Here is a 23,981-nt window from a genome sequence, read left to right on the forward strand (position 1 = left end):
AAAAAACAGAGGCTATCCCATAGGAACGGGAGAAGCCTCTGTTTTTTTATATAAAGATGTGTAGCGAAGATGTTTTGTCTATTGTACGAGTGTCAGCGTATAATTGAGATCGGAAGCAGCCTTCTGCAAATCCTGGTTCAACATTGTCAGACTGTCGCCTTCTGCCTGGAAATAGAAAACCATGCTGCCGTCGCTTGGGATCAGTTCATATACAACTGCGCTTGCATCGGCCGGAGTGCCTTTCTTCACTTTGCGCTTGCCGGTGGAAGTAAACGTCTGATCCTTGTTGTTCTCCGCTTCCAGATAAGTGGCATCCAGTTCGTAAACACCATCATCGCTATCCTGCTGATAATACAGAGTCAGATCATAAACAATACCGGGACCATCGGCAGCCGGAACCGTGCCTTTATATTTTTTCTGTACGACTGCACCCTTTTTCGGATCCGTTTTCAGGGAGTCACGCATATTGATCGGCTTTGCAGGCTTTGCCTTTACAACCGGTAATTCCGGAAGAGAAGGAGCGTCAGGAGCTGCTTCGGCTACGGCAAGACTTTCTTCTTCTACTAATACGGGAGCGTCTTTTGCTGCTTTCCCGCTACATGCAGCCAAAAATGCCAGTGCTGCTACTGCGATAAAATACTTTTTCATTATTCTGCTTTTTATTTGATGATTTAGTGACTTTTGGGGATATAACAAAAGACCCCCTGCATTTTGTTTTTGCAGAGGGTCTTTTTAACTATTTCGGGGAAAAGCTCCTTTTATTTATTTTTCAGATAGTCTTCCGGGATTGTCGTGGCACTTCCGTCGCGGCCGGCAAAGTAGTGCGGTGACATGATTTCGACACCGGCTTCGTTGAAGGTGTCTTGAATATTCTGGTGCAGATCGGAGGTGATCTGTGCCAGTCGGTCGGCATCTTTGATGTAGGCGTTGATCTGATAGCAAGGATAATAATCCTGTAGTTCAGTCTCCAATACGAACGGCTTCGGATGAGCCAGAACGCCAGGGGTGGAGCGGGCTGCATTTATCAGCAACTGGTGGACCTGTCGCCAGGGTGCGTCATAACCGATTGTTACCGTTGTGTGGATGATAAGTCCGAACTGACGTGCCGAAGCGCTGTAGTTAACCGTATGGGACGACATGATAAAGGCATTCGGTATCGTTACCACCTCATTCTTGGGCGTACGCAAGCGGGTGACGAAGGGAGTCTTTTCGATTACGTTACCGGTTGTCTCGTTCAGCTTGATACGGTCGCCCAGCTTGAAGGGGCGCATATAGGTGATGACAAGTCCGGCAATGATATTCCCGATCACCGTACTGGAACCGAGTGAGATAATCAAACCCACAAACACCGATATCCCCTGGAACACACCGGATTTGGATCCCGGCAGATAAGGATAGACCATTGCGATCATAAAGGCGTAGAGCAAAAAGCGGATGATATTAAACGTCGGCTGCGCCCAGTCCGGGTAGAAGCCGGTGATCTTCAGCTTCTCGTTCTCGATCTCGTTGGCGATGTATTGCATTCCCTTTATGATATACTTGATACAGTACCAGATTACCAGGATGATGAACAGGTTCGGGATGTACTCTATGATTGATTTGAAAACCATCTTGACCGGTTCCATGATATAGATGAATATCCGGAGTGCCAGTTTCTCTGTCTGCGGGAAGATGGCGAACAGCATCGGGACACTGAACATCAACTGTATCAGCAGGACGATATACCGGCATACATTGCTGAAGAATATCAGGATACGCCCTTGCCGGTGTGTATTCAGAAACTCGTAATCCCGGATGACGATCGATTTCAACCGTTGTTGCTTGAGCCGTATGATCTGCCGGCGCAGCTTCCGGAAAAGGTAGTTGGTCACGCGGAACAGCAGGTATTGGATTGCCAGGACCAACACGAATAGTGCTGCCCGTTTGGCAACCTGCAACAAGCTGTTTTCCTCTTTCAGCTCCTTGATTTTTTCGGCAATGACGGGCACATATTGCTGTGCCAACTCCTGGCGTGTCGTGTTCTGCCAAAGCGCATCCTGGTCGGTAATGCTGGCGATCACTTTATCGCCGTACATGATGTCGACGTAATACTCGCTGTCGAACGTATAGACCGAATCTTTGTGCAGCTTGCGGTCTTTCCCGATCTTCAGGATGATGTCGTTGACGCTCGCTGCACGGTCGAGGGCTGAATGTCCGCCCCGCTTGGCATACAGGGTGAAAAGCGTGTCGCCATCCACCAAGACCGGTACGCCGGGCGTGAGGGCACGGAGCGAGTCTATACTGCGACGTTGCTCTACGCGTTTCAGTGAATCGGTTGCCAGATTCCGGTTGTGTGCGTCATCTAATTCCGTGCGCAGAACAATCTCGTTCAGCCTCATTTCCTGTAGCTGTAGTGTCATCTCCTGGATACGGATCGAATCCTGGCGGTGACGCTCTTCGACAGTCAGCGTGTCAGCCGAGACTGTCGGAAGAGAATCGGGGTGAGGCTCGTTGATGGCTGTCTGGATCAGCTTTTCAGCCTTTTCGATCAACTGTGCCTGGGCCGGAGAATAGAAAGCAAATATCCCGATAAAGATCAGGAAATATTCCGCTAATTGTTTCATGTCGAACTATTACTGTATATCTGCTTGTTTGTTATTTGCCGCCGGCCGGCAGGTGGTCGATCCAGTATTTAGCCATTGTCATGCGCAGGTGAAGCGTCGTTCCCGGACGTTCATAGATGCCGTGGCTACGCATCGGGTAGCTGACCTGGCTGAACATCTTGCCGTGTTTCACCAACTCGTTCACCAGCATTTCGCAGTTCTGGTAATGGACATTGTCATCACCAGTGCCGTGTATCAGCAGCAGATTGCCCTTCAGACCGGATGCGTATGTGATCGGCGAACCTTTGCGGTAGCCGTCCGGGTTGTTCTGCGGCGTATTCATATAACGTTCCTGGTAGATCGTATCGTAGGTGCGCTGGTCGGCAACGAAAGCGATGGCGATACCCGTGTGGAACACCTCCGGATAACGGAACATGGAATTCAGCGTCTGGCTTCCTCCGCCGCTCCATCCGGTGATGCCGATGCGGGCGGTGTCGATAAACGGATAACGGCGTGCCATATCCTGGATGCCGCGTGCCTGGTCTTCGGAAGCAAACGTGCCGACTTCGCCATAGATGCACTTGCGCCATTCGCGTCCGCGCGGTGTATTGGCTCCGCGGTTGTCGATGCTGACCACGATGTACCCGAGGTTGGCGATATACTGGTTCCACAGGTCGCCGCCGCCCCATACATCCTGTACGGTAGAGCTTGCCGGTTCGCCATAGACTTCTATGATAACGGGATATTTCTTTGTCGCATCGAAATTGACAGGCTTGATCATCCAGGCATCCAGCGTGAGGTCGCCCGATGTCACTTTGACAAACTCTTTCGGATTCAGGCCGAGGGCTGCATATTGTTCGCGTGCCTTGGCGTTGTCCTCAATGACCCGTACGGACTGGTGTTTGGGGAAAGAAACCATATCGATCACCGAAGGTGTAGCCGCATTACTGTATGTGTGGACGGCCCATTTACCGGTGGGTGACATATTATAGCGGTGCTGTCCCGGTTGGTCCGCCGGGCTGAGGCGTTTCACATCGCCTTTGCCGAACAGGTTAGCGCTGTACAGATAACGCTGCGTGAAGTTATCCGGAGAAGCAATGAAGTAGACCAACCCTTTTTGAAGGTCTGTCCCGACCGGCGAGATGTAATCGAAATCGCCTTTCGTAATGGGCAGAATCTCTTTCCCGTCGCGGCTGATGCGGTAGAGATGGCGCCAGCCGTCGCGTTCGCTTTCCCAGGTGAACCAGGTGTTGTCTTTCAACCACTGGATATTGTCGTTCGTGTCTAACCAGGCGGCATCCGTGTCGGTGAATATATTTTCAGGCGTGGCGCTGCCGATGCGGGCAATCCAGACCTTATTCGTATTCTGCTGGCGGTTCAACTGCTGGATAAACAGTTCGTTGCTTCCGGGGATAAATTCCATACGCGGAATATAGTTATTACGCGGGTCGCCGGGAATCTCCACCCAGGTAGTCGCTCCGCCGGCCACCGGCAGATAGCCGACTTTGACAGCCGAGTTCGTGCTTCCTGCCTTCGGGTAAGGGAAATGCAGGATGGTCGGATAGATGGAATCCACATTGTTGATGATATCGAATACACCCGTTCCTTTCGTATCGCTCTGCCAATAGGCGATGTATTGTCCGTCCGGACTCCAGCGGAAACCGTCGCGGCAGGCGAACTCTTCTTCATACACCCAGTCGAATGTCCCGTTCACGATCCTGTCGCTTCCGTCGTGCGTCAACTGTGTGACCTGGCCGGAGGCGATATCTTCCACATATAGATTGTTGCGTGAAACATAGGCCACACGCGTTCCGTCGGGAGAGAACTTGGCGAACATCATGGACGATTCGGGCAGCCCTTTACCCAATTGGCGGAGTGAACCGTCTTTCAAACTCAGCACCCAGTAGTCGCCTCGTGTGTCGTAGCGCCATACCCGCTGGGTATTGGTATATATCAGAACTTTCTCATTGTCGGCACTCCAGGAGATGCTGCGGATAGCGATCGGTTTCCCTGTCTCTTTGTTGATAAACATGGAAGAGGGGATGATGACTTCGCGGCGGTTGTCTTTGGCACGGTAGGCAACGATGTCCACGCCGCCTGTCTCAGTGTTCGGTTCCATCCGGCTGTAGCGTTCGCCGTCTTTCATCCAGTTCATGGCGCCGATCCCTCTGGTCTGCACCAACCGTCCGGCTACGACATCTTCGAGGTGCAGCTTGCCTTGCGTTTTGGCTGTTTCGCTTTTGGCAAACGGATCATTGTCCGTCTCCGTCCGGTTTTCCCAAGGCATGATTTGTGCCATACAGACATTTCCGGCAAACAGCATGCAGGCTACCGGAAGAATGAGTTTGTTTAGTTTCATGTATATTAGTTTTAATAGTTTGCTGCCTGCAAAGAACGGAATGTTTTACGAGATGGGCAAAAGAAAGAATTTAAATGTTTATGTAACAGAAAAAAATTAACTTGGCGCATAGGGAATATAATGCTTTTGTGTAACATGCTCTTCTTTCCCATATTTAAAAAGAAAAATGTCAGATATAAGAATAGACAATTCTTTCACTCATTTTACCTTTGTCCTCAAATCACAAAAAGAAGAATACCATGAGTAAATTACTGAACCGATTCACCCTGTTTGCCTCTTGCGCCCTTTCTGCGTTTTGCCTGCAGGCTGCTGACAGGAAGCCTTCCGGGCTAATGACTGATCTGATTGAACATACTGAACGGACCTGGCAGAACGGCTATGCGTCGAACCTGCCGGTCTGGAAACTCGATGTTGCGATAGAACCCCTGCAATATGCCGCTATCCGATCGGCGCATCCCGCTTTTTCCTGGATCGTACCCGGTGAAACCGAGGGGACGTGCCAGACGGCCTACCGGTTGATCGTGGCTGATAACCCGGCTGATGCCGCCGCCGGAAAAGGCAATGTATGGGATAGCGGGGAGGTTGGAAGTGACCGTTCGGTGGCTGTCCGTTATGCTGGTGAGGCATTGAAACCCGGCACTGCCTACTTCTGGCGGGTGAAGACAACGACGAATACCGAAGGTGAAAGCGACTGGTCTGAAGTGAAAGCATTCCGTACGGCCGACCGCTTGTCCGAATATGAAACGACTTACTATCCGCAGGTGAAAACAATGGAATATCCGGCCGGAGTGAAGGAACTTGGTTCCGGTACGCGACTGATCGACTTCGGTAAGGATGCTTTCGGACAGTTGGTGCTGACGCTTACGTCGGACGGGAGATGCGATTCGGTGATCGTGCATCTGGGAGAGTGTCTGGAAAACGGACGTATCCTGCGCGATCCGGGAAAGTCAACGATCCGTTACCATCGCTATCCGTTGGCTTTGATGAAGGGGACCAATACCTACCGTATCAAGATCGATAAAGACAGACGGAATACCGGTTCGGCAGCTGTGCTGATGCCGGAGTATGTCGGTGAGGTCATGCCTTTCCGTTATTGTGAGATCGAAGGATATGAGGGCGCTTTAACGCCTGCTGCTGTTGTCCGCGAAACAGTGCATTATCCTTTTGACGAGACGGCTTCCTCTTTCCGTTGTTCCAATGATACGCTGAACCAGATTTGGGACCTGTGTAAATATTCAGTCCGTGCAACCTCTTTTACAGGCATTTATGTGGATGGAGATCGCGAACGAATCCCGTATGAGGCGGATGCTTTGATCAATCAGCTTTGCCATTATGGCGTGGATCGCGAATATGCGATTGCACGGCGTTCGCATGAATACTTGTTGCAATATCCTACCTGGCCTACCGAGTGGATTCTGCAGGCTGTGTCGATTGCCTGGTATGATTATCTGTACACGGGTGACAGCCGCTCGTTGGAGGCAAGCTATGATATCTTGAAAGCCCGTACCTTGTTGCAGCTTCGTGAGAAAAATGGTTTGATCAGTACGACAACCGGCTTGCAGACGGATGCTTTTCTGAAATCCATTCGTTTTAACGGTAAGATACGGGATATCGTCGATTGGCCTCATACCGGTATTCTCGGTTTAGGGAAACAGGAGGGAGGAGAATCCGACGGATTTGTCTTTACCGACTATAACGCCGTAACGAATGCCTGGCATTATGAAGCCCTGAAGCTGATGGGGCGTATTGCCGGCGTGCTCGACAAGGCGGAGGAAGCTGCATTCTTTACTTCCGAATCGGAGGCTTTCAGAAAGTTGTACACCCGTTCTTTCTTCAACGCCCGTAAAGGGTATTTCATTGATGGGCTGGCTGCCGATACTGAACATGCGTCCCTGCATGGCAATATGTTTCCGTTAGTTTTCGACTTGGTTCCGGCAGGGAAGAAAGAAGGGGTTGCCTGCTTTCTCCAAACCCGTGGTATGGCTTGCAGCGTCTATGGTTCGCAATTCCTGATGGATGCCCTCTATGAAGCGAACGATGCCGAATATGCCTTGCATATGCTGACGAAAACGGACGACCGGAGCTGGTATAATATGATCCGTGTCGGCTCGACCATTTCGCTCGAAGCCTGGGATAACAAATATAAACCGAACCAGGATTGGAACCATGTCTGGGGTGCTGCCCCGGCCAATATCATCCCGCGCCGTCTGATGGGTGTCGAACCGCTGACGCCGGGTTTCGGTACGATCCGTATCAAACCGCAGCTTGCCTCTTTGGAATGGGCTGAAGCTACGATCCCGACTGTTCGGGGTGGCGTTCGGATGTCTGTCGAAAACAAGGCCGGCTCCTATACGCTGAAAGTGACGATCCCGGCCAATATGTCTGCTGAAGTTTACCTGCCGCTTCCCTCCGGTAAGTATGCTGTAACGAAGAATGGGACTCCTGTAAAGGTTTCCCGCGTCAAAGGCGAACCGTTCCTGTATGCCGGAAAGATCGGTTCAGGGAGTTATAGCTTTGTCGTGGATTGATCTTTCCCATTTGCGCCGTATTGCTCTGAATGTTATCTTTGTGCCTTCAAAACAATAAAAGACTGAAGAACAAATGAAGAGAACTATTTATGCGGCAGCCTGTTTGATGATGGTATTGCTGATTGGGTTTACAGCCTGTGGAGATGATGACAACAACTTTTCTGCCGAGCAGATCGCCTATTTCGAAAAGAACCGCGATTATATCCGCGAGAAGAAAGCCCTCAAGGGTGAGGACGGGGAATTGCTTTACAAACAGGTCGTTTTAGGTGGCGATACCGCATTGTATCGTGTGTTGAGTAAGGAAGGAACGGAAACGGAGAAACCGACGAGACAGACAAAGATTACAACGCTTTTGAAAGGTGACTTGATTAACGGAACCAATTTCCAAAAAGAAATGTCAATGGACTTTACTCCGGCAGAAGTGATACCAGGATTGGGGGCCATTTGGTTAGAAAATACTGTCGGTGAACGGGTAGAGGCTATTATCCCCGCTTATTTGGCTTACGGATATTATGGGAATGTTCCGGTTCCAGCCGGTTCAACCCTGATCTTCACTTATACGGTTGAGAAATTCAATTGATAAGAGTTAGATTGTAATAATGATATAAGCAAAAGCTCCACCTTCCGGAACTTCCGGGGTGGAGCTTTTTTAATAAAGACACAATTAAATCTGGTAGGGGCGGTTCGTGAACCGCCCTCTTTTATTTTCAGGCATTTAGCACCTTGCGGAAACGAACCAGGAACTCCTTTGCCTCGTCTATCGTCAGACAAAGAGGAGGGAGCAGACGGATCGTATTTGTTCCGGCAACACCCGTGAAGACCTTCTCCTCGAACAGCAGTTTGTTGCGCACTTCCTTGATCGACTCTTCAAACTCGATACCGATCATCAGGCCGCGTCCGCGAATTTCCTTGATACCCGGAAGTTTGTGCAGTTCTTCCAGCAGGTATGCACCCACTTTGGCCGCATTGTCGATCAGCTTCTCTTCTTCCATAATATCCAGTACGGCAATGGCTGCCGCACATGCCAGATGGTTACCTCCGAATGTCGTACCCAACATACCATATACAGGCTTGAACATCGGGCTGATCAGCAATCCGCTCATCGGAAAACCGTTGCCGATACCTTTGGCAACCGTGATCAGATCCGGCTTGATCCCTGCATACTGATGGGCAAAGAACTTTCCGCTACGTCCGTAACCGGATTGGATTTCATCCAGGATCAGGCAGGCTTCATATTTCGTACACAAGGCACGCAGTTCCTGCATGAAGGAATCTGTCGGTAGTTGGATACCGCCTACACCCTGGATCCCTTCGATGATAACCGAGGATACATCGCCTTTTTTCAGTTCTGCTTCTACGGCTGCCGCATTGTTCAGAGGCACGTAAGTTACGGCCAGGTCTTCATTTACCGGTGCTATAATCTTCGGATTGTCGGTCACGCGTACGGCTGCCGATGTGCGTCCGTGAAACGCGTGTTTGAAGGCGATCACCCGCTTCTTGCCGTTATGGAAAGAGGCTAACTTCAGGGCATTTTCGTTCGCTTCGGCTCCCGAGTTAATCAGGAACAGCGAGTAGTCGTCGTAGCCGCAGGCTTTACCTAACTTGTCTGCTAACTTCTGCTGAAGGCTGTTGATGACAGAGTTGGAATAGAATCCTAACTTGCCGACTTGTTCGGAGATAGCCTTCACATAAGTGGGATGCTATGCCCGACGGAGATCACGGCATGTCCGCCATACAGGTCGAGGTACTCGTTTCCCTCCGTGTCCCATACATGGCATCCTTTGCCTTTCTGTATCTCGATATTAAATAATGGATATACGTCGAATAAATGCATAATGAATAATGTGTTTAATTTGCCAATGTGCCAATATGCAATGAAGAAGACACCTGTATTTCTTAATTGGCATATTGGCAAATTGGCACATTGATTAATTATTAAAACGCTGAAGGCTTAAGGTGCAGGCCGACCGTTTCTTCGAGGCCGAACAACAGGTTCATGTTGTGGACGGCTTGGCCGCTGGCGCCTTTCAGCAGGTTGTCGATCATCGAGATGATCAGCAACTTGTCTTCATGTTTCTGCAAATGGATCAAGCATTTGTTGGTGTTGACCACCTGTTTCAGATCCGGATTCTTGTCTGTGATGAAGGTGAACGAATGATCATCGTAATACTCTTCGTAAATACGCGTGATCTCATCCAACCCGATCTTACAGTCCAGATAAGTTGTCGCGAAGATGCCTCGCGAGAAATTTCCTCTTACCGGGATAAAGTTGATCGAGCTGCTGAAACTGTTCTGCAACTGGCGCAAACTTTGTCCGATCTCGGCAAGGTGCTGGTGCGTGAATGGTTTGTAGATCGAGATATTGTCGTTTCGCCAGCTGAAGTGGGAAGTAGACGACGGCTTTACGCCGGCTCCCGTCGAACCCGTGATTGCGTTTACATGCAACTCGGAGTTCAGCATCAGGTGCTTGGCTAATGGCAAAACGCCTAACTGGATACAGGTGGCAAAACATCCCGGGTTTGCAATATGTTTAGCGCCGCAGATGCGGCGTCGGTTCAGCTCGGGCAGGCCGTACACGAAATCGTGTTCGGGGCTTTCGATACGGTAGTCCATGCTAAGATCGATGATCTTCACATTTTCGGGTACGGTATGGCTTTCCATGAACTTCTTCGTGTCGCCGTGGGCGGTACAGAAGAACAGCAGGTCGATCTGGTCCAACGGCAGTTCACCGGTAAATACCAGGTCGGTTTCTCCATACAGTCCGCTGTGCACATCCGTTATCTTGTTGCCTGCATTGCTCGTACTGTTCACAAATGTAATCTCGGCGTCCGGATGATTCAGCAGCAGGCGAATCAGTTCGCCTGCCGTGTATCCCGCACCACCTATAATTCCTATCTTGATCATAAATAATGTGTATAATTTGCCAATATGCAATGTGCAATAAGAATGCGAATGTATCCATTAATTGGCACATTGGCATATTGGCACATTGATTAATTATATTTTATGGTTATTATAATAAACACGCAGCGGAGTGGAAGTTACCTTGATGAATCCTTTTGCATCTTCGGCAGTCCAGCCCTTTTGCATTTCCCCGTATTCGCCGAATTTGGTCTTTACCAGGTCGTCTTTCGAGTCAACGCCGACGGTAGAGAAGGAGAGCGGGCGAAGTTCCAGGATGGCTGTTCCGTTTACGTTACGCTGCGATTCCTGCAACATGGCTTCGATGTCGCGCATAACCGGTTCGAGGTACTGGCTTTCGTGGAGGAACATTCCGTACCAGTTGGCAACCTGGTCTTTCCAGTACTGCTGCCATTTGCTCAGCGTATATTTTTCGAGGAAACGGTGTGCGCCGATGATCAGCATGGGAGCGGCAGCTTCAAATCCGACACGTCCCTTGATGCCGATGATGGTGTCTCCGACGTGCATGTCGCGGCCGATACCGTATGCAGCTCCGATCTCTTCCACCTTCTGGATGGCAGCGATCTTGTCTTCGAAAACTTCACCGTTCACGGCATAAATCTCACCATTCTTAAACTCGATACGAAGTTCTTCGCTTCCGGTCTTTTCGACTTGTTTCAGGTAAGCGCTTTCGGGCAAACCCTGTGTGGAGTCGAGGATTTCGCCGCCACAGATGGATGTTCCCCACAGGCCTACGTTATAAGAATACTTCAACTTGGTGAAATCCGCTTCGAAACCATGTTCTTTCAGGTAGTTGATTTCGTAGTCGCGCGTCAGGGCCATGTCGCGTGTCAGCGTGATGATCTCTACGTTCGGAGCCAGTACCAGGAACGTCATGTCGAAACGGATCTGGTCGTTTCCTGCGCCGGTGGAACCGTGGGCGATAGCATCCGCACCAATCTCATTTGCATAGCGGGCGATTGCCAATGCCTGGAAGATACGTTCCGAGCTGACGGAGATAGGATACGTGCCGTTACGCAGTACGTTTCCGAAGATCATATATTTCAGGCTCTTTTCATAATATTCTTTTGTAACGTCGATAGTCACATATTTGGTTGCGCCCAACTTATAGGCATTTTCTTCGTTCTGCTTCAGTTGTTCTTCGCTGAAACCGCCTGTGTTGGCACAAGCTGCATACACTTCATAACCCTTCTCTTTAGCCAGATACATAACAGTAAAAGATGTATCCAATCCTCCGCTGAATGCGACTACTACTTTCTTCTTCATTATTCTATATATTAATGTTATTATTCCTGTTTATCGAGCCCTCTTTCAATTGGCACATTGGCACATTGAACAATCAGCCCATTATTATAGATTCCTCTCTCTCGCTTCCCTTTCCGCCCGGTGAGGATCGTCCGGATCGAAGAGCATACCTGTACAGATGCAATACCGCCGGTTGGTCCGTTCGAGGACATCGTGGTTGACACAACCTTCGCAGCCTCTCCAGAATGATTCGTCGTCCGTCAGGTCGGCAAAGGTAACCGGAACGTATCCTAACTCCGTATTCATTTTCATCACTGCGGCTCCGGAAGTCAGACTGAAAACCTTCGCGTGCGGCCACCGCATACGTGCCAATTGGAAGGTCATTTCCTTAATCCTCTTGGCAATGCCCAAGCCCCGGAAATCCGGGTGTACAATCAGACCGGAAGTGGTCACGTATTGTTTGTTTCCCCATGATTCGATATAACTGAAACCAGCAAATTTGTTACCTTCGAGCGCGATGACGGCTTTTCCTTCCTTCATCTTCTGTGCAACATATTCGTGCGTACGCTTGGCGATACCGGTTCCGCGCACTTTGGCTGCCGCCTCGATAGTGTCGAGGATAATGTCGACATATTCCTCGTGGCAGGATTCAGCAATCATCACATCAATTTTTCTTTGTTGTTCCATTTTATGTTTGTTCTTTTATCTTCTTGTTGTGGAGACACGCGGCCGTAGTAGAGACACACGGCCGTGTGTCTCTACGTTATATGAAATGCGACAAGGCGCTAACTATCTTATCCCGGCTGATCCCTTCGCGAGGAATGATCAGGATGGTGTCGTCACCGGCGATTGTCCCCAATATTTCGTGGGGGGCATGCGTGTCGATGTCGGAGGCGATTCCCATTGCATATCCCGGACGGGTCTTGACTACTGCTAAGTTTCCCGAAAACTCGATGTTGGGATGATGCTGCGTTTGCTCTTTCGCGGGTTGCATAAGCGCTGAATAATCAGGCAGGCGATATACATAATTCCCGTTTCCGTCGTGTACCTTGACAACTTTCAGCTGCTTGATGTCGCGCGACAGTGTTGCTTGGGTAACCTGGAATCCGCTATTCTCCAATTGTTTAAGCAGCTCCTCCTGATTACCTATTTTCTCTGTCTGTATAATGCGGCAGATGGCATCCAATCGTTCTTTTTTTGTACTCATACTTGTATATTTATGCAACAAGGCTGCAAATATAAACAGTATGATTGAATAAATATGCAAATATCCGCTCTTTTTTTGCATAAATCTTTATATTCTTTATTCGTTGGGTAAAAAGCTCTTGTGAATTGTTTATTAATAAAAGAGAAATCATATTTTTGCAAACACTTAGAAACAAAAGATAAGAGATGAAAAAGATTACAGGTTTATTTGTTGCAATGCTATTATTGTTAAGTAGTTGCGGTAGTGTTCCACTGACCGGAAGAAAGCAGGTGTTGCTTGTTTCGGATCAGGAAGTGTTGTCGTCCAGTCTGACCCAATATTCCGATTATATGAAGTCGGCTGCCAAATCGTCCTCCAAAGACGGGGCGGCTATGGTGACGCGTGTCGGCAAGAAGATTGCCGCCGCTACCGAACAATATTTGAAAAATAATGGGTTGGAGAGTGAAATCAAGAATTTCTCCTGGGAGTTTAACTTGGTGAAAGACCCGCAGGTGAACGCTTTTTGTATGCCCGGTGGTAAAATTGTCGTCTATGAAGGGCTGATGCAGTTGGTTTCGTCGGACGACGAATTGGCTGTCGTAATCGGCCATGAAGTGGCGCATGCCGTTGCCAAACACAGCAACGAACGCATGAGCCAGCAGTTGATGGCACAATACGGTGCCCAGATATTGGGGCAGGCGTTGAGCAATAAATCGGCCGCTGTCCAGCAGGTAGGAAATACAGTCTATGGCTTAGGTGCACAATACGGCGTTATGCTGCCTTTCTCCCGCAAGCACGAATCGGAAGCCGATTACATGGGATTGGTCTTTATGGCAATGGCAGGTTATAACCCCGAAGTCGCCGTCACTTTCTGGCAGAAGATGTCCGCCGGAGGTTCCGGCTCCACCCCCGAATTTATGAGCACCCACCCCAGCGATGCCACGCGTATTAATGAGATCAAGCAGCATTTGCCGGAGATTGAGAAGTATCGGACGAAGAAGTAATTTGGTTATTTGTCTGAAATCTTTATCTTTGTCTGAAACAAACATGATAATTATGAGTTTCTTTGCCCAATATTATCCGAGTATTATCGCTTTGTGCAAAAAGTACAAGGTAAAGAGGTTGTTTGCTTTTGGCTCTGTCCTGACCAATCGTTTTACCGATAAAAGCGATATTGACTTGGTGGTGGATTTTGACAAAGAAGAAGTAGATGATTATTTTTCCAACTTCTTTGATTTAAAGTATGCATTGGAAAATCTTTTAGGCAGAGAGGTGGATTTGCTCGAAGAACAGGCCATTCGCAATCCTTATTTAAAAAAGGACATAGACATGACCAAACAACTTATATATGGATAACTACACTAAAAAACATTTACAGGATATTTTGACAGCCATCGAAGAAATTGAAAGTTTCTTCGATGGCCAGCCAAAGCGTTTCGACGATTTTTCTAAAGAAATCTGGCGTAGGCGTGCGACAGAAAGGAATATCGAAATTATAGGAGAAGCCATGAACCGGATATTAAAGACGAATCCTTCTATCGCAATTACCAATTCCCGCAAAATAGTAGATGCCCGTAATTATATCATTCATGGTTATGACAGCTTATCTGTAGATATATTATGGAGTATAGTCGTTAATCATCTGCCCAAATTGCAGGAAGAGGTTTATGGATTGCTCCATGATGAAGACTGAATTTGCTTATACAAGATATCTTGACAGCCATCGAAGAAGTTAAAAGTTTCTTTGATGGCTGTCTAAAATGTTTAGACTATCAAGAATACATCTATATAAGTGGATGTTTTCCGTATTTATTATCGCCATCATCTCCCTTTTTGACTAATGCGTATAACATTACAAGCCACACAAAAGGAAGCAAAGTGAAAATGCTTAACCAGCCGGGAACTCCGACATCATGTAGACGTCTTGATGTTATGGATAATGTTGGTAATAATAAAAATAGTCCTAAAAAAACTACAATAATAGAATGATCCAAATATGTATCTAACATAAACGCTAATATGTAAAGAATAACTGATACCAACCAAAAAGTCCAATATTCTTTCCTGTTCGCTCGTCCAGAAAAAACAACATATTTTCTTAGTGCTGAAATAAATTCGTTCATAATAAAACCGTTTTAAAGATAAATCTCCTATTTCTTTCTGTGTTTTTTGATTAGATGTATAATGAATATCAGCAAAATAATAGGAATGAGAATTATCATTAATATAAAGATAATTTCTCCGATTCTTAAATTACCAATAAAATTCAAAGGTAATTCGTGAAAAATACTTGTTAAGTAGTCCATTGTTATTGAATTTTTTCCTCCCTGTCCCCTCCGTTCGGCATTATTAAATAAAAAAGCGTGAGGACCATCGTCTATTACTGCTTTGAGGCTCTGGACTGCCCACCGACCAATAATAGAACAATGATCCCACGCTTTATGTATGTATATAGTCCATCCATTACCAGATAGGTATATAACAAACACAAGCGCAGGAGCCATTTTGTCTATTATCTTGGTCGATTGAAATTGTCCAGATTTCAAAGCAAGATAATATCGAAACGCTTCTACGTTATTTTCAATACGTTGCAAAGGTCGTGTTTTTCAGTGATTGTTGCAAGCCTTTTTAACTCAGAAATTGAATTTCTGTCTTTACAATCTGTTTGGTGTTTCCTTGCGCTACTCTTTACGCGCATTAAAATAATCAGGGTAAACAATATCATGCGTGAACTTGCCTACATCAAAAAAGAAATTTTGTGTCGATAATATATTTGTTCATCGCTTCGTTATTAAAGGGTATGAATGATTAAAATAGAAAGTGTATGAACATGAAAAAAGTATTATTGTTTGCCTTGGTCCTTATGTTGGCTGCCCCTATGTCTGCGCAGTGGTCTGTTGGAGGGAAAATAGGTTTGAATACATCTTCCGTAAACTATCCGGATGATATCGAGAATCCTTCGCATTGCTTTGGTATAAACGGAGGTTTTCTCACGCAGTATCGGTTTAACCGTTTTTTCAGCCTGCAAGCCGAGTTGTTGTACATGAAACAGGGCTATAAGGAGAAGGATCTTATTTGGATTAACATGGGGGATGATCCGATGGATATGGATATCGCCCTTCATTATTTGGAAATTCCTTTGTTAGCCAAATTTACGCATAAGACGGGTCTTAATCTTCAGCTCGGACCACAGATCGGTTTTCTACTTAAAAGAAGGTTGCGGGTCGGTGAAGTGGTACAGCAGCAGAAACTGATGGGCGAAAAGCAACCTTTCGATTTCAGCCTTGCTTTTGGAGCCGGATATGAATTCAAAAACGGATTTCTTTTTGATTTCAGGTATTTGCTGGGGCTGACAAGCGCTTACAAAAATGTGGAGGGATTTCAAAACAGGACTTTTTATTTTTCATTGGGTTATAAATTTGATTTGTAAACGTGCTGAAAAATGATATTGTAAGTTGTCATTTTATCATTGACTTATTGTATAAAACGCATTTTTTAGATTCAAAAGGCATCCGAAATTAAACAAATGTTAATCCGCTTTTTTGACCTCAAAAAGGGACTTTTCTCTCTTTTTTGAATGTTTTCCGCCATTGCGACCGTCCTCTTTGCTATTACGACCGTGCTAATGTGTAGTGCACTCGGCACCTCGCGAAGATTAGGACGGTCGTAATGGCGATTATGACCGTCCTAATTGGAAAGAGGACCGTTTTCATGGCAAAAAAGCCCCTGAATTTCCTTGCGATATTTGGGACGCCGTCCGTTTTGTTTTCAAATATTCGATTCTCCGGGAGTTAAGCTTTATCACTTTGTCGGTGTTTCCGGTTTTCGGTAATCAAATTGCACGCTTTTTGGAATGGGCTCAGCACCTCATTTTATCTATTGTCATCCGATCTGGATAAAACCATGAAAAAAGTCAATCCAAAATCGATCAAGATTTCGGACGAAATAGAAATATGGTCGGAAAGAGGGTTCTTGTAATTCTTTAGGTTTGCAGGAGGTTCAAAACCGGCTATAATTTACACAGTGATTCCCATCTTCTTCATCAGAAAACAAGCATTCATATTTTGTGCGATACCTTCGCGGAGCTGATAGGAGAAGGTCAGTTCTTCATTTGTGATGTCAGCCTCGAAACGGTAATTTTTGATCTGGTTTGGAAATTCTTTTTCCAGTTCCCCTAAAGCCAAGTCATGTGTGGCGATGATGCCGCAAGCCTGGTTTGCGACCAACTGTTTCATCAAGGCTAACGAGCCTTTCTGCTTGTCGATCGAATTGGTTCCTTTCAGGATTTCATCCAGGATGATGAAAAGCTTTTCGCCCTGTTGCAGGCGGTCGATTATCATCTTCAACCGTTTCAGTTCGGCAAAGAAATAAGATTCGTTGCTTACGAGCGAGTCCGAGGTGCGCAGGCTGGTTACCATCTGGGCCGGATATACGGTAAGCGAACCGGCACAGACCGGAGCGCCAATGCAGCTCAGCAGGTAGTTGACTCCGACCGTGCGCAGGTATGTACTTTTTCCCGCCATATTCGCCCCTGTGATGATCAGGAACCAGGGACTTTTCTCGATGTCGATGTCATTCTTTACGCAGACATCCCGGCGCAGGAGCGGATGTCCGAGCGCTTTCCCTTCCATCTTGAAGTATGTGTCGGCTATTTCCGGATAGATATATCCCGGGTGATTGAAGGCAAAACCGCCTAACGAGCAGTAAGCGTCGAACAGCCCTAACGCCTCGAACCAGCGTTCCGTGTCGTGCCCGTGTGCCAGTTTCCACTTTTCTAATTTCATAGCCATACGGGTATCACGCAGGGTGAGGATATTCAGAATGACGCCGATCGCACTGAAACGTTGGTTGAGTGCGCCGATATGTTTGGAAAGTTTTTTGATGACTGATGAGGCTGTCTGTCCGTCATTGACAAACTGTTTGTAGATATCTGTCAATTCGGAAGACCGGAAGTTTTCTTTTTCGATGCTCTTGATCAGGTCGGAATAGGTATGGAGGATTTGCTCGGTCTTGTCCAACGAATTATGTAGCTTTGTGATCTGTACGGCATTCAGATAAGAGATGACAAACGAGGCTCCGAAAAGTATTCCGGCGGCAGAGGCGGGGAGCAGGTTTAACACACAGCCGGCAATCACGACTACCCAGATCGCCGGGATCAGCCAGACCAATACCTTCCAAAGGATACTGTTGATAAAACTTGGGGCCTCGTTGCTGAGTAGGGAAACCAACCGTTGGTCGTTTTTGTTTCCCGGTTGCAGGATGCCTGTCACATAGAAATGTTGGCGCAGCTGCGTGTATGCCTCTAACTCGCGTATGGCGTCCTGTCGTTTTAAGATCATCGCTTTGTCGGTCAGCGGGTGGATAAACCAGTCGGCCAGCTTCTCTTTTCCGATATAAGTCACCGTGCGGTTAATGGACTGAAAGAGGGAATGGTCTCCGAACAAATCCAGGTCGAGGCTGAACGAATGCTCGGCCGAACTTTTTTCCGGTGCCCCGTCGAAAGCGCTGAAATCGTAGTCCAACCCGTTCAGCTCGTTCCGGCAAAGCTGTGCCAGCGCTTCCGCATAACATTTCCGGGCAAACAACCGGGTGTGCCATACCATCAAAGCAATGAAGGGGATCATGAACACCACCACGATACCTGCCAGCACCTTCCAGTCTTCCGACTTGAAAAGCCAGATCATCGCGATCAGTCCGGCTACCAACAACAGCCGGATGCTTCCGAGCAAGTGTATTTTTCTTTTCAGGTTTTCAGCTCTGCGCGTATAAGCCGTGACAGTCTCTTTATAATAGTTGTATATCTTTTCCATAGACGCAAAGATAGAAAAAATGAACTAACCGTTCTGCAATTGGTTCTATTTAAAAGATTCGCCTATATTTGCGTATATCTTTATTGATAAGTAAACTTGATGCATTTTATGAAAAAAATCGTTATGCTCCTGCTTCTGTCCATGATGGCATGCCGGGTGTCGGCACAGGAGAAAAAAGGAGAGACCATCGGAGAAAAGATCGTGGCGAATGCATATAATGCAGATAGTGTCCGCGCCGTTTTAGACAAAATGCCGTACTTCACTTTGTTCAAAGACAACTATTTTGTCGGAGGTACGACGATCGGTCACAAACCGACTGCTGCCAATTCGGATGTGAAATTCCAGTTGAGCATCGCCCAACGGTTGACAAAAAGTAAGCTGCCGTTCGATACGTATCTGTTTATCCAATATACCCAGAAAGCCTTTTGGAATGTCTTTCAGGAATCGTTGCCGATGAAAGACCTGAATTTTAATCCCGGTATCGGCTTAGGGCACCTGATTGTCTCCCATAATAAATATATAGGAAAAGGATACCTGATGTTTGAACACGAGTCGAACGGGAAAGACAGCACCGCTTCCCGCAGCTGGAATAAAGTGACTTTTGCCGTTGCCATAACGCTCTCCCGGAATTGGGAGGCGCAGTTCAAGACTTGGATACCGATCGTAGACGGCAAATACAACAAAGACTTGCTGAAGTATAACGGTATCTTTCAAGTGGCAGCTAATTACCGGACCAATAACCGCCGTTTCAATTGTGGCGTGATCCTGACCAAACGTAAGACCTGGACGAGTTTCAATTCCCAGGTAGAGCTGAGCTATAAATTCAACAATAACGAGAATCAGTATTTCTTCCTGCAATATTATAACGGATTCGGAGAAAACCTGCTGGAATATAATAAGTTCAAGAGTATGTTGAGAATCGGATTTGTAATCAAGCCGACTGACTTCAGTCTTTATTAAGGAGATGATAAACAACCTTGCTCCCATATTGTTATTTATATAGGTATAAGGTATAATAAATCGAAATAACAACATGAGCTTAAAAGAACAGTATTGGAGATTCTCCCTGATTGCAATTATTATTGTATTGGGTGTTATTCTCTTTGTCGAGTTTATTCCTTTTCTGGGTGGAATATTGGGGGCTTCCACCATTTATATACTGGTGAGGAAACAAATGTTATATCTGACGGAAAAGAAGCATTTGAACCGGAGTTTCGTCGCTTTCCTTCTCCTCTTGGAGGCGGTTCTTTGTTTCCTGATTCCTTTATCACTGGCCGTCTGGCTGTTTGTGAGCAAACTGCAAAACTTTAACCTGGACCCGACTCAACTGGTCAAGTCGATCGAACATGTCGCAAGCCTGATCGAACAGCGTACCGGGTATGATGTGCTCGACACCTCTAACCTGATGTCGGCCGTTTCCATCTTGCCGAAGATCGGACAAACGGTGATGGGAAGTATCAGCGGGTTTGCCATCAATGTGGCGGTCCTGGTGCTTATTCTCTATTTTATGTTGATCGGCGGGGCAAGATGGAGAAATATGTGTATAGTATCCTGCCTTTCAGCGACGAAAACAAGAAGAATGTCCTGAGCGAAATCAATATGATTGTAACGTCCAATGCGATCGGTATCCCGTTGTTGGCCATAATCCAGGGCGTGATCGCTTTGATCGGCTATTGGATATTTAATGTGCCGAGCCCTTTCCTATTCGGTTTTCTGACTTGCTTTGCGACGATCATTCCGGTTGTCGGGACGGCGTTGGTCTGGTTTCCGCTTGCTCTTTATATGGCGCTGACAGGCGATTGGGTAAATGCGCTCGGACTGACGGCTTATGCGCTGATCGTCGTTACGAATGTGGATAATCTGATCCGTTTTGTCTTGCAGAAAAAGATGGCGGATACACATCCGTTGATTACTATATTCGGGGTGATAATTGGCTTGTCTCTCTTCGGGTTTATGGGAATTATCTTCGGTCCGCTTCTGATCTCTATCTTTATTCTTTGTTTCAATATATTCAAGGAAAAGTATCTGGAAAATGCCGGATAACCGTTACCTTTGTGTGTATAAAAGAATAAAGCTATGTATAGCAGAAGAGTTAAAAACAATTGGCATATCATTAAAGGGCAGCCTCTTACCGAGTTAGACAAAAAAGTACTTTACTTCCAGAATAAAGGCCATCTGGTTCCCTCCCGTAAGTTAATCAAGACAGCAGAGCAGATAGAAGGAATCCGCCGGAGCAGCGTGGTGAATACCGGTGTCCTCGACCTGGTGGCAAAAGAGATTAAAGCAGGGATGTCTACGGCCGAGATCGACAAGTTGGTATATGATTATACCGTTTCCCATGGGGCTATTCCTGCGCCTCTCAACTTTGAAGGATTTCCGAAAAGTGTTTGTACTTCAGTCAATGAGGTGGTTTGCCATGGGATTCCCAGCGAAGATGAAATATTGGAGGAGGGAGATATAATCAATGTGGATGTCTCTACAATCCTGGACGGATATTATTCGGATGCTTCCCGTATGTTCGTCATCGGTAAAACTACACCGGAGAAAGAAAAGTTGGTGCGGGTCGCAAAAGAATGTCTTGAAGTGGGGATGCAGGCGGCTAAACCTTTCGGTTTTGTCGGCGATATAGGAAATGCCGTTCAGCGTCATGCCGAGAAAAACGGTTTCTCTGTCGTTCGCGATTTGTGCGGGCATGGTGTCGGGCTGGAGTTTCACGAAGAGCCGGAAGTCTGCCATTTCGGCCGGAAAGGAACCGGAATGTTATTGGTTCCCGGCATGGTGTTTACCATCGAACCGATGATCAATATGGGTACGTGGCAGGTCTTTATCGACGAAGAAGATGGCTGGACAGTCGTGACGGAAGACGAATTGCCTTCCGCGCAGTGGGAACACACGTTTTTGATGACGGAAACGGGGCTGGAAATATTATCGGATTAGTCAATTACTCGTCGAGGTGTTCTCGCTGTGTCTGTGAGCTGGCGGAAGGATATAGTCCCATTCTGCCACCTTGCCGTTTGACAGGCGGAGACGATAGATGCCGTTTTGCAAATCTACATATCCGATTACTTCTTGATAACCGTCTGCCGTTTGCTTGGCTTCCATCACTTTGTATGTGTCTCCCATTATAGAGATAACTTCTTCTTTGGTCATGCCGATTCTGACTTTTTGCATATTATCATCGGCTTTCCATTCATTTTTCATCCTGGTGGTATAACAAGATGTGAATATGCATATAGGAATAAAGAGAAGTAGTAGTTTCTTGATCATGTCAGTCTATGTTTGAATTTCGTTTTTCGATATCTGCAAATATAGACAATTAGGAATGGTTTAAAACAAAAAGGATGTCGAAAAACGACATCCTTTATATTTGTTATTGATTCTTTTTCAATAAATCCCGGATTTCTGTCAACAACTGTACGTCGGCTGGTGGAGGAGCCGGAGCTGCCGGTGCTTCTTCTTTCTTCCGGTTCAGGGCATTGATTCCTTTTACCAACATAAAGATTGCAAATGCAATAATGATGAAGTCGAAAGTGACCTGCAGGAAGTTTCCGTAATTAATGGAAACAGCCGGTGATACAACCTTATCGCCTTCCATTACTGCTTGTTTCAATACGATTTTCAGATCGGTGAAATTTACACCGCCAATTAGCAAACCGACGGCGGGCATAATAAGATCACCTACAATTGATGATACGATCTTGCCGAAAGCGCCGCCAATAATGATACCCACAGCCATGTCGATCACATTTCCGCGCATGGCAAACTGTTTGAACTCTTGTAATATATTCCCCATAGCTTTTACCTTTTTGTATTATAACTACAAAAGTAAACATTTAGTTATGGATTATCAAAACTATTTTTGGGTTTACTCCCAGCATCAGCCGTTATCAGTCAGAAAATCAGATTTTCGGTAGTTCCCAAGGAGCCCGGTACTCTTTACACAAGTACTTGTCGGCTTCTGCATCGTGGAAGCTCTTGCCGTCCCAGGTCAGCTTTTTGCCGGTACGGTAGGCGATGTTTCCTAACTGCGAGAACTTGGCGATATGGGCGCCGATCTCGATACTGGCATTACAGTTACGGTTGCGCGACTTGATGCATTCCAGATGGTTCTTGACATGCAGGTTCAATCCGCCTTCGCCGTACGATTTCTTCAACGGAACAGCTTCCATGCGGGCTTTACCGTTTACCTTTTCGGGGATTACTTCCCAGCCGCCGCGATCTACGACCAGTGTCCCATTCTCTCCGACAAATCCCAGGCCGTGATTACGTCCGTAAGCTCCGTCATCGATGCCGATTGCATGATCCCACATGACGGTGAAGTCGTCAAAAGTATAGATCGTCTGTAATAAGTCCGGTGTTTCGCAAGCATCGTCCGGGTAACCGAATTTGCCGCCCGAAGCCATGATAGAGTTCGGAGCCGTTACATTCATCCCGTACAAAGCATAGTCAAGCAGGTGCACGCCCCAGTCTGTCATCAGACCGCCTGCATAATCCCAGAACCAGCGGAACGTAAAGTGGAAACGGTTGCGGTTGAAAGGACGTTTAGGTGCCGGGCCTAACCACATATCGTAGTCTACTCCGGCCGGGACAGCTTCGTCCGGCTTAACCGGGATGGAAGGACACCAGCCCTGATAAGAGAATACGCGTACGGTACGGATTTTTCCCAACTGCCCGCCATGTACGAAAGCCATGGCGTCTTGCCAGTGCGGGTCGCTGCGTTGCCATTGGCCGACCTGTACGACGCGATTGTATTTTTCGGCGGCACGGATCATGATGTTACATTCTTCGATGCTGTTGCCCAACGGCTTTTCGCAATAGACGTCCTTGCCCGCCTGGCAAGCTGATACCATTTGCAGGCAGTGCCAATGGTCGGGAGTGCCGACGATCACGACGTCGATATCTTTGTTATCAATCAGTTTGCGCCAATCTTTGTAGAGGTTTTTTACTTTTTTCCCGGTAATCTTTTCGGTCTCGGCAGCTCGCTTATTCAGTACGCTTTCGTCTATGTCCGACAGTGCGATACATTCTACTTCCGGATTGCGGAGGAATGCTTTCAAATCTTCAAATCCCATCCCGTTACAGCCGATCAGGCCGACATGGATTTTGTCGTTCGCTCCAACATTTCCAGGGGTTGCATTAATAAAGAAAGGACTCATTGTCATTCCGGCGCCTAATAAAGTGGCTTGCCGGATGAAGTCTCTGCGTGTTGTCATGGTCTTATGAATTAGATTATATTAATAAGTTATTGAGCCAAATGTATGAATAAAAGGTGAGTAGTACAATAAAAACTGTGATAAAAACATAAATGCAATGGCATTTTAGGAAAAGGAACGTATTTTTGTGGCTGGT

General features: G+C 46.9%; 21 protein-coding genes and 2 pseudogenes. 9 read left to right on the forward strand and 14 right to left on the reverse strand.

The window, feature by feature from the left end; genetic code table 11:
- Positions 1 to 78 precede the first annotated feature (78 nt).
- From DW083_RS00615 to DW083_RS00625, 3 genes are all read right to left on the reverse strand, one after another.
- A complete protein-coding gene (locus DW083_RS00615) occupies positions 79 to 648 on the reverse strand; it encodes a copper resistance protein NlpE (protein ID WP_122331074.1) in 570 nt (189 codons plus the stop codon).
- 110 nt (positions 649 to 758) lie between these two features.
- The gene (locus tag DW083_RS00620) at positions 759 to 2,603 is read right to left on the reverse strand and encodes a mechanosensitive ion channel family protein (protein WP_122331075.1); all 1,845 of its coding nucleotides are present in this window, start codon (positions 2,601 to 2,603) and stop codon (positions 759 to 761) included.
- A 31-nt stretch (positions 2,604 to 2,634) separates the two neighbouring features.
- Positions 2,635 to 4,941 carry a S9 family peptidase gene (locus DW083_RS00625; protein ID WP_122331076.1) on the reverse strand — a complete coding sequence of 769 codons (2,307 nt, stop codon included), beginning with the start codon at positions 4,939 to 4,941 and terminating at the stop codon, positions 2,635 to 2,637.
- 239 nt (positions 4,942 to 5,180) lie between these two features.
- On the opposite strand from DW083_RS00625, the gene DW083_RS00630 reads away from it, so the two are divergent.
- Together DW083_RS00630 and DW083_RS00635 are read left to right on the forward strand one after the other, a co-directional pair.
- Positions 5,181 to 7,469 carry a family 78 glycoside hydrolase catalytic domain gene (locus DW083_RS00630; protein ID WP_122331077.1) on the forward strand — a complete coding sequence of 763 codons (2,289 nt, stop codon included), beginning with the start codon at positions 5,181 to 5,183 and terminating at the stop codon, positions 7,467 to 7,469.
- A 73-nt stretch (positions 7,470 to 7,542) separates the two neighbouring features.
- Complete coding sequence (locus DW083_RS00635) at positions 7,543 to 8,049, forward strand: FKBP-type peptidyl-prolyl cis-trans isomerase (RefSeq protein WP_122331078.1); 507 nt, start codon at positions 7,543 to 7,545, stop codon at positions 8,047 to 8,049.
- A gap of 127 nt (positions 8,050 to 8,176) precedes the next feature.
- Here DW083_RS00635 and DW083_RS00640 read toward each other — a convergent pair.
- From DW083_RS00640 to argR, 5 genes and pseudogenes are all read right to left on the reverse strand, one after another.
- A pseudogene (locus tag DW083_RS00640) lies at positions 8,177 to 9,303 on the reverse strand (aspartate aminotransferase family protein).
- A 101-nt stretch (positions 9,304 to 9,404) separates the two neighbouring features.
- Complete coding sequence (gene argC / locus DW083_RS00645) at positions 9,405 to 10,373, reverse strand: N-acetyl-gamma-glutamyl-phosphate reductase (RefSeq protein WP_115497912.1); 969 nt, start codon at positions 10,371 to 10,373, stop codon at positions 9,405 to 9,407.
- Positions 10,374 to 10,466: 93 nt separating this feature from the next.
- On the reverse strand, positions 10,467 to 11,657 hold the full coding sequence (locus DW083_RS00650; protein ID WP_115497913.1) for an argininosuccinate synthase: 1,191 nt from the start codon (positions 11,655 to 11,657) through the stop codon (positions 10,467 to 10,469).
- Positions 11,658 to 11,741: 84 nt separating this feature from the next.
- Positions 11,742 to 12,323, reverse strand: a complete 582-nt coding sequence (locus DW083_RS00655; protein WP_122331079.1) for a GNAT family N-acetyltransferase — start codon at positions 12,321 to 12,323, stop codon at positions 11,742 to 11,744.
- A gap of 76 nt (positions 12,324 to 12,399) precedes the next feature.
- Positions 12,400 to 12,843, reverse strand: coding sequence for an arginine repressor (gene argR, locus DW083_RS00660; RefSeq protein WP_122331154.1), 444 nt, complete (start codon positions 12,841 to 12,843; stop codon positions 12,400 to 12,402).
- Between the two features lie 185 nt (positions 12,844 to 13,028).
- On the opposite strand from argR, the gene DW083_RS00665 reads away from it, so the two are divergent.
- From DW083_RS00665 to DW083_RS00675, 3 genes are read left to right on the forward strand one after another with little or no spacing between them, the layout of a single operon-like run.
- Positions 13,029 to 13,826 (forward strand): M48 family metallopeptidase, encoded by a 798-nt coding sequence (locus tag DW083_RS00665; protein ID WP_122331080.1) that lies wholly within the window; start codon positions 13,029 to 13,031, stop codon positions 13,824 to 13,826.
- Positions 13,827 to 13,878: 52 nt separating this feature from the next.
- Complete coding sequence (locus DW083_RS00670; protein WP_122331081.1) at positions 13,879 to 14,178, forward strand: nucleotidyltransferase family protein; 300 nt, start codon at positions 13,879 to 13,881, stop codon at positions 14,176 to 14,178.
- Positions 14,171 to 14,515 (forward strand): DUF86 domain-containing protein, encoded by a 345-nt coding sequence (locus tag DW083_RS00675; RefSeq protein WP_122331082.1) that lies wholly within the window; start codon positions 14,171 to 14,173, stop codon positions 14,513 to 14,515. The genes DW083_RS00670 and DW083_RS00675 overlap by 8 nt, the downstream gene beginning before the upstream one ends.
- A 91-nt stretch (positions 14,516 to 14,606) precedes the next feature.
- On the opposite strand, the gene DW083_RS00680 is transcribed toward DW083_RS00675, so the two are convergent.
- Complete coding sequence (locus DW083_RS00680) at positions 14,607 to 14,945, reverse strand: DUF805 domain-containing protein (protein ID WP_122331083.1); 339 nt, start codon at positions 14,943 to 14,945, stop codon at positions 14,607 to 14,609.
- A gap of 27 nt (positions 14,946 to 14,972) precedes the next feature.
- Complete coding sequence (locus DW083_RS00685; protein WP_122331084.1) at positions 14,973 to 15,416, reverse strand: hypothetical protein; 444 nt, start codon at positions 15,414 to 15,416, stop codon at positions 14,973 to 14,975.
- 230 nt (positions 15,417 to 15,646) lie between these two features.
- On the opposite strand from DW083_RS00685, the gene DW083_RS00690 reads away from it, so the two are divergent.
- Positions 15,647 to 16,252: a porin family protein gene (locus tag DW083_RS00690; protein WP_122331085.1), complete on the forward strand. Its 606-nt coding sequence runs from the start codon at positions 15,647 to 15,649 to the stop codon at positions 16,250 to 16,252.
- A 586-nt stretch (positions 16,253 to 16,838) separates the two neighbouring features.
- On the opposite strand, the gene DW083_RS00695 is transcribed toward DW083_RS00690, so the two are convergent.
- Positions 16,839 to 18,632, reverse strand: coding sequence for a MutS family DNA mismatch repair protein (locus DW083_RS00695; RefSeq protein WP_115497919.1), 1,794 nt, complete (start codon positions 18,630 to 18,632; stop codon positions 16,839 to 16,841).
- A gap of 99 nt (positions 18,633 to 18,731) precedes the next feature.
- Between DW083_RS00695 and DW083_RS00700 the strand changes: the two genes are divergently transcribed.
- From DW083_RS00700 to map, 3 genes and pseudogenes are all read left to right on the forward strand, one after another.
- The gene (locus DW083_RS00700) at positions 18,732 to 19,592 is read left to right on the forward strand and encodes a phospholipase A (RefSeq protein WP_122331086.1); all 861 of its coding nucleotides are present in this window, start codon (positions 18,732 to 18,734) and stop codon (positions 19,590 to 19,592) included.
- A 73-nt stretch (positions 19,593 to 19,665) separates the two neighbouring features.
- A pseudogene (locus tag DW083_RS00705) lies at positions 19,666 to 20,675 on the forward strand (AI-2E family transporter).
- Between the two features lie 33 nt (positions 20,676 to 20,708).
- Positions 20,709 to 21,569: a type I methionyl aminopeptidase gene (map, locus tag DW083_RS00710; RefSeq protein ID WP_115497922.1), complete on the forward strand. Its 861-nt coding sequence runs from the start codon at positions 20,709 to 20,711 to the stop codon at positions 21,567 to 21,569.
- On the opposite strand, the gene DW083_RS00715 is transcribed toward map, so the two are convergent.
- From DW083_RS00715 to DW083_RS00725, 3 genes are all read right to left on the reverse strand, one after another.
- Complete coding sequence (locus DW083_RS00715) at positions 21,570 to 21,803, reverse strand: hypothetical protein (RefSeq protein WP_147382074.1); 234 nt, start codon at positions 21,801 to 21,803, stop codon at positions 21,570 to 21,572.
- Positions 21,804 to 22,002: 199 nt separating this feature from the next.
- Entirely contained in the window at positions 22,003 to 22,425 is a 423-nt protein-coding gene (gene mscL / locus DW083_RS00720; RefSeq protein WP_115497924.1) for a large-conductance mechanosensitive channel protein MscL, read from the reverse strand.
- A 106-nt stretch (positions 22,426 to 22,531) separates the two neighbouring features.
- On the reverse strand, positions 22,532 to 23,845 hold the full coding sequence (locus tag DW083_RS00725) for a Gfo/Idh/MocA family protein (protein WP_122331088.1): 1,314 nt from the start codon (positions 23,843 to 23,845) through the stop codon (positions 22,532 to 22,534).
- Positions 23,846 to 23,981 lie beyond the last annotated feature (136 nt).

The organism is Parabacteroides sp. AF48-14, assembly GCF_003477465.1.
Taxonomy (GTDB): domain Bacteria; phylum Bacteroidota; class Bacteroidia; order Bacteroidales; family Tannerellaceae; genus Parabacteroides; species Parabacteroides acidifaciens.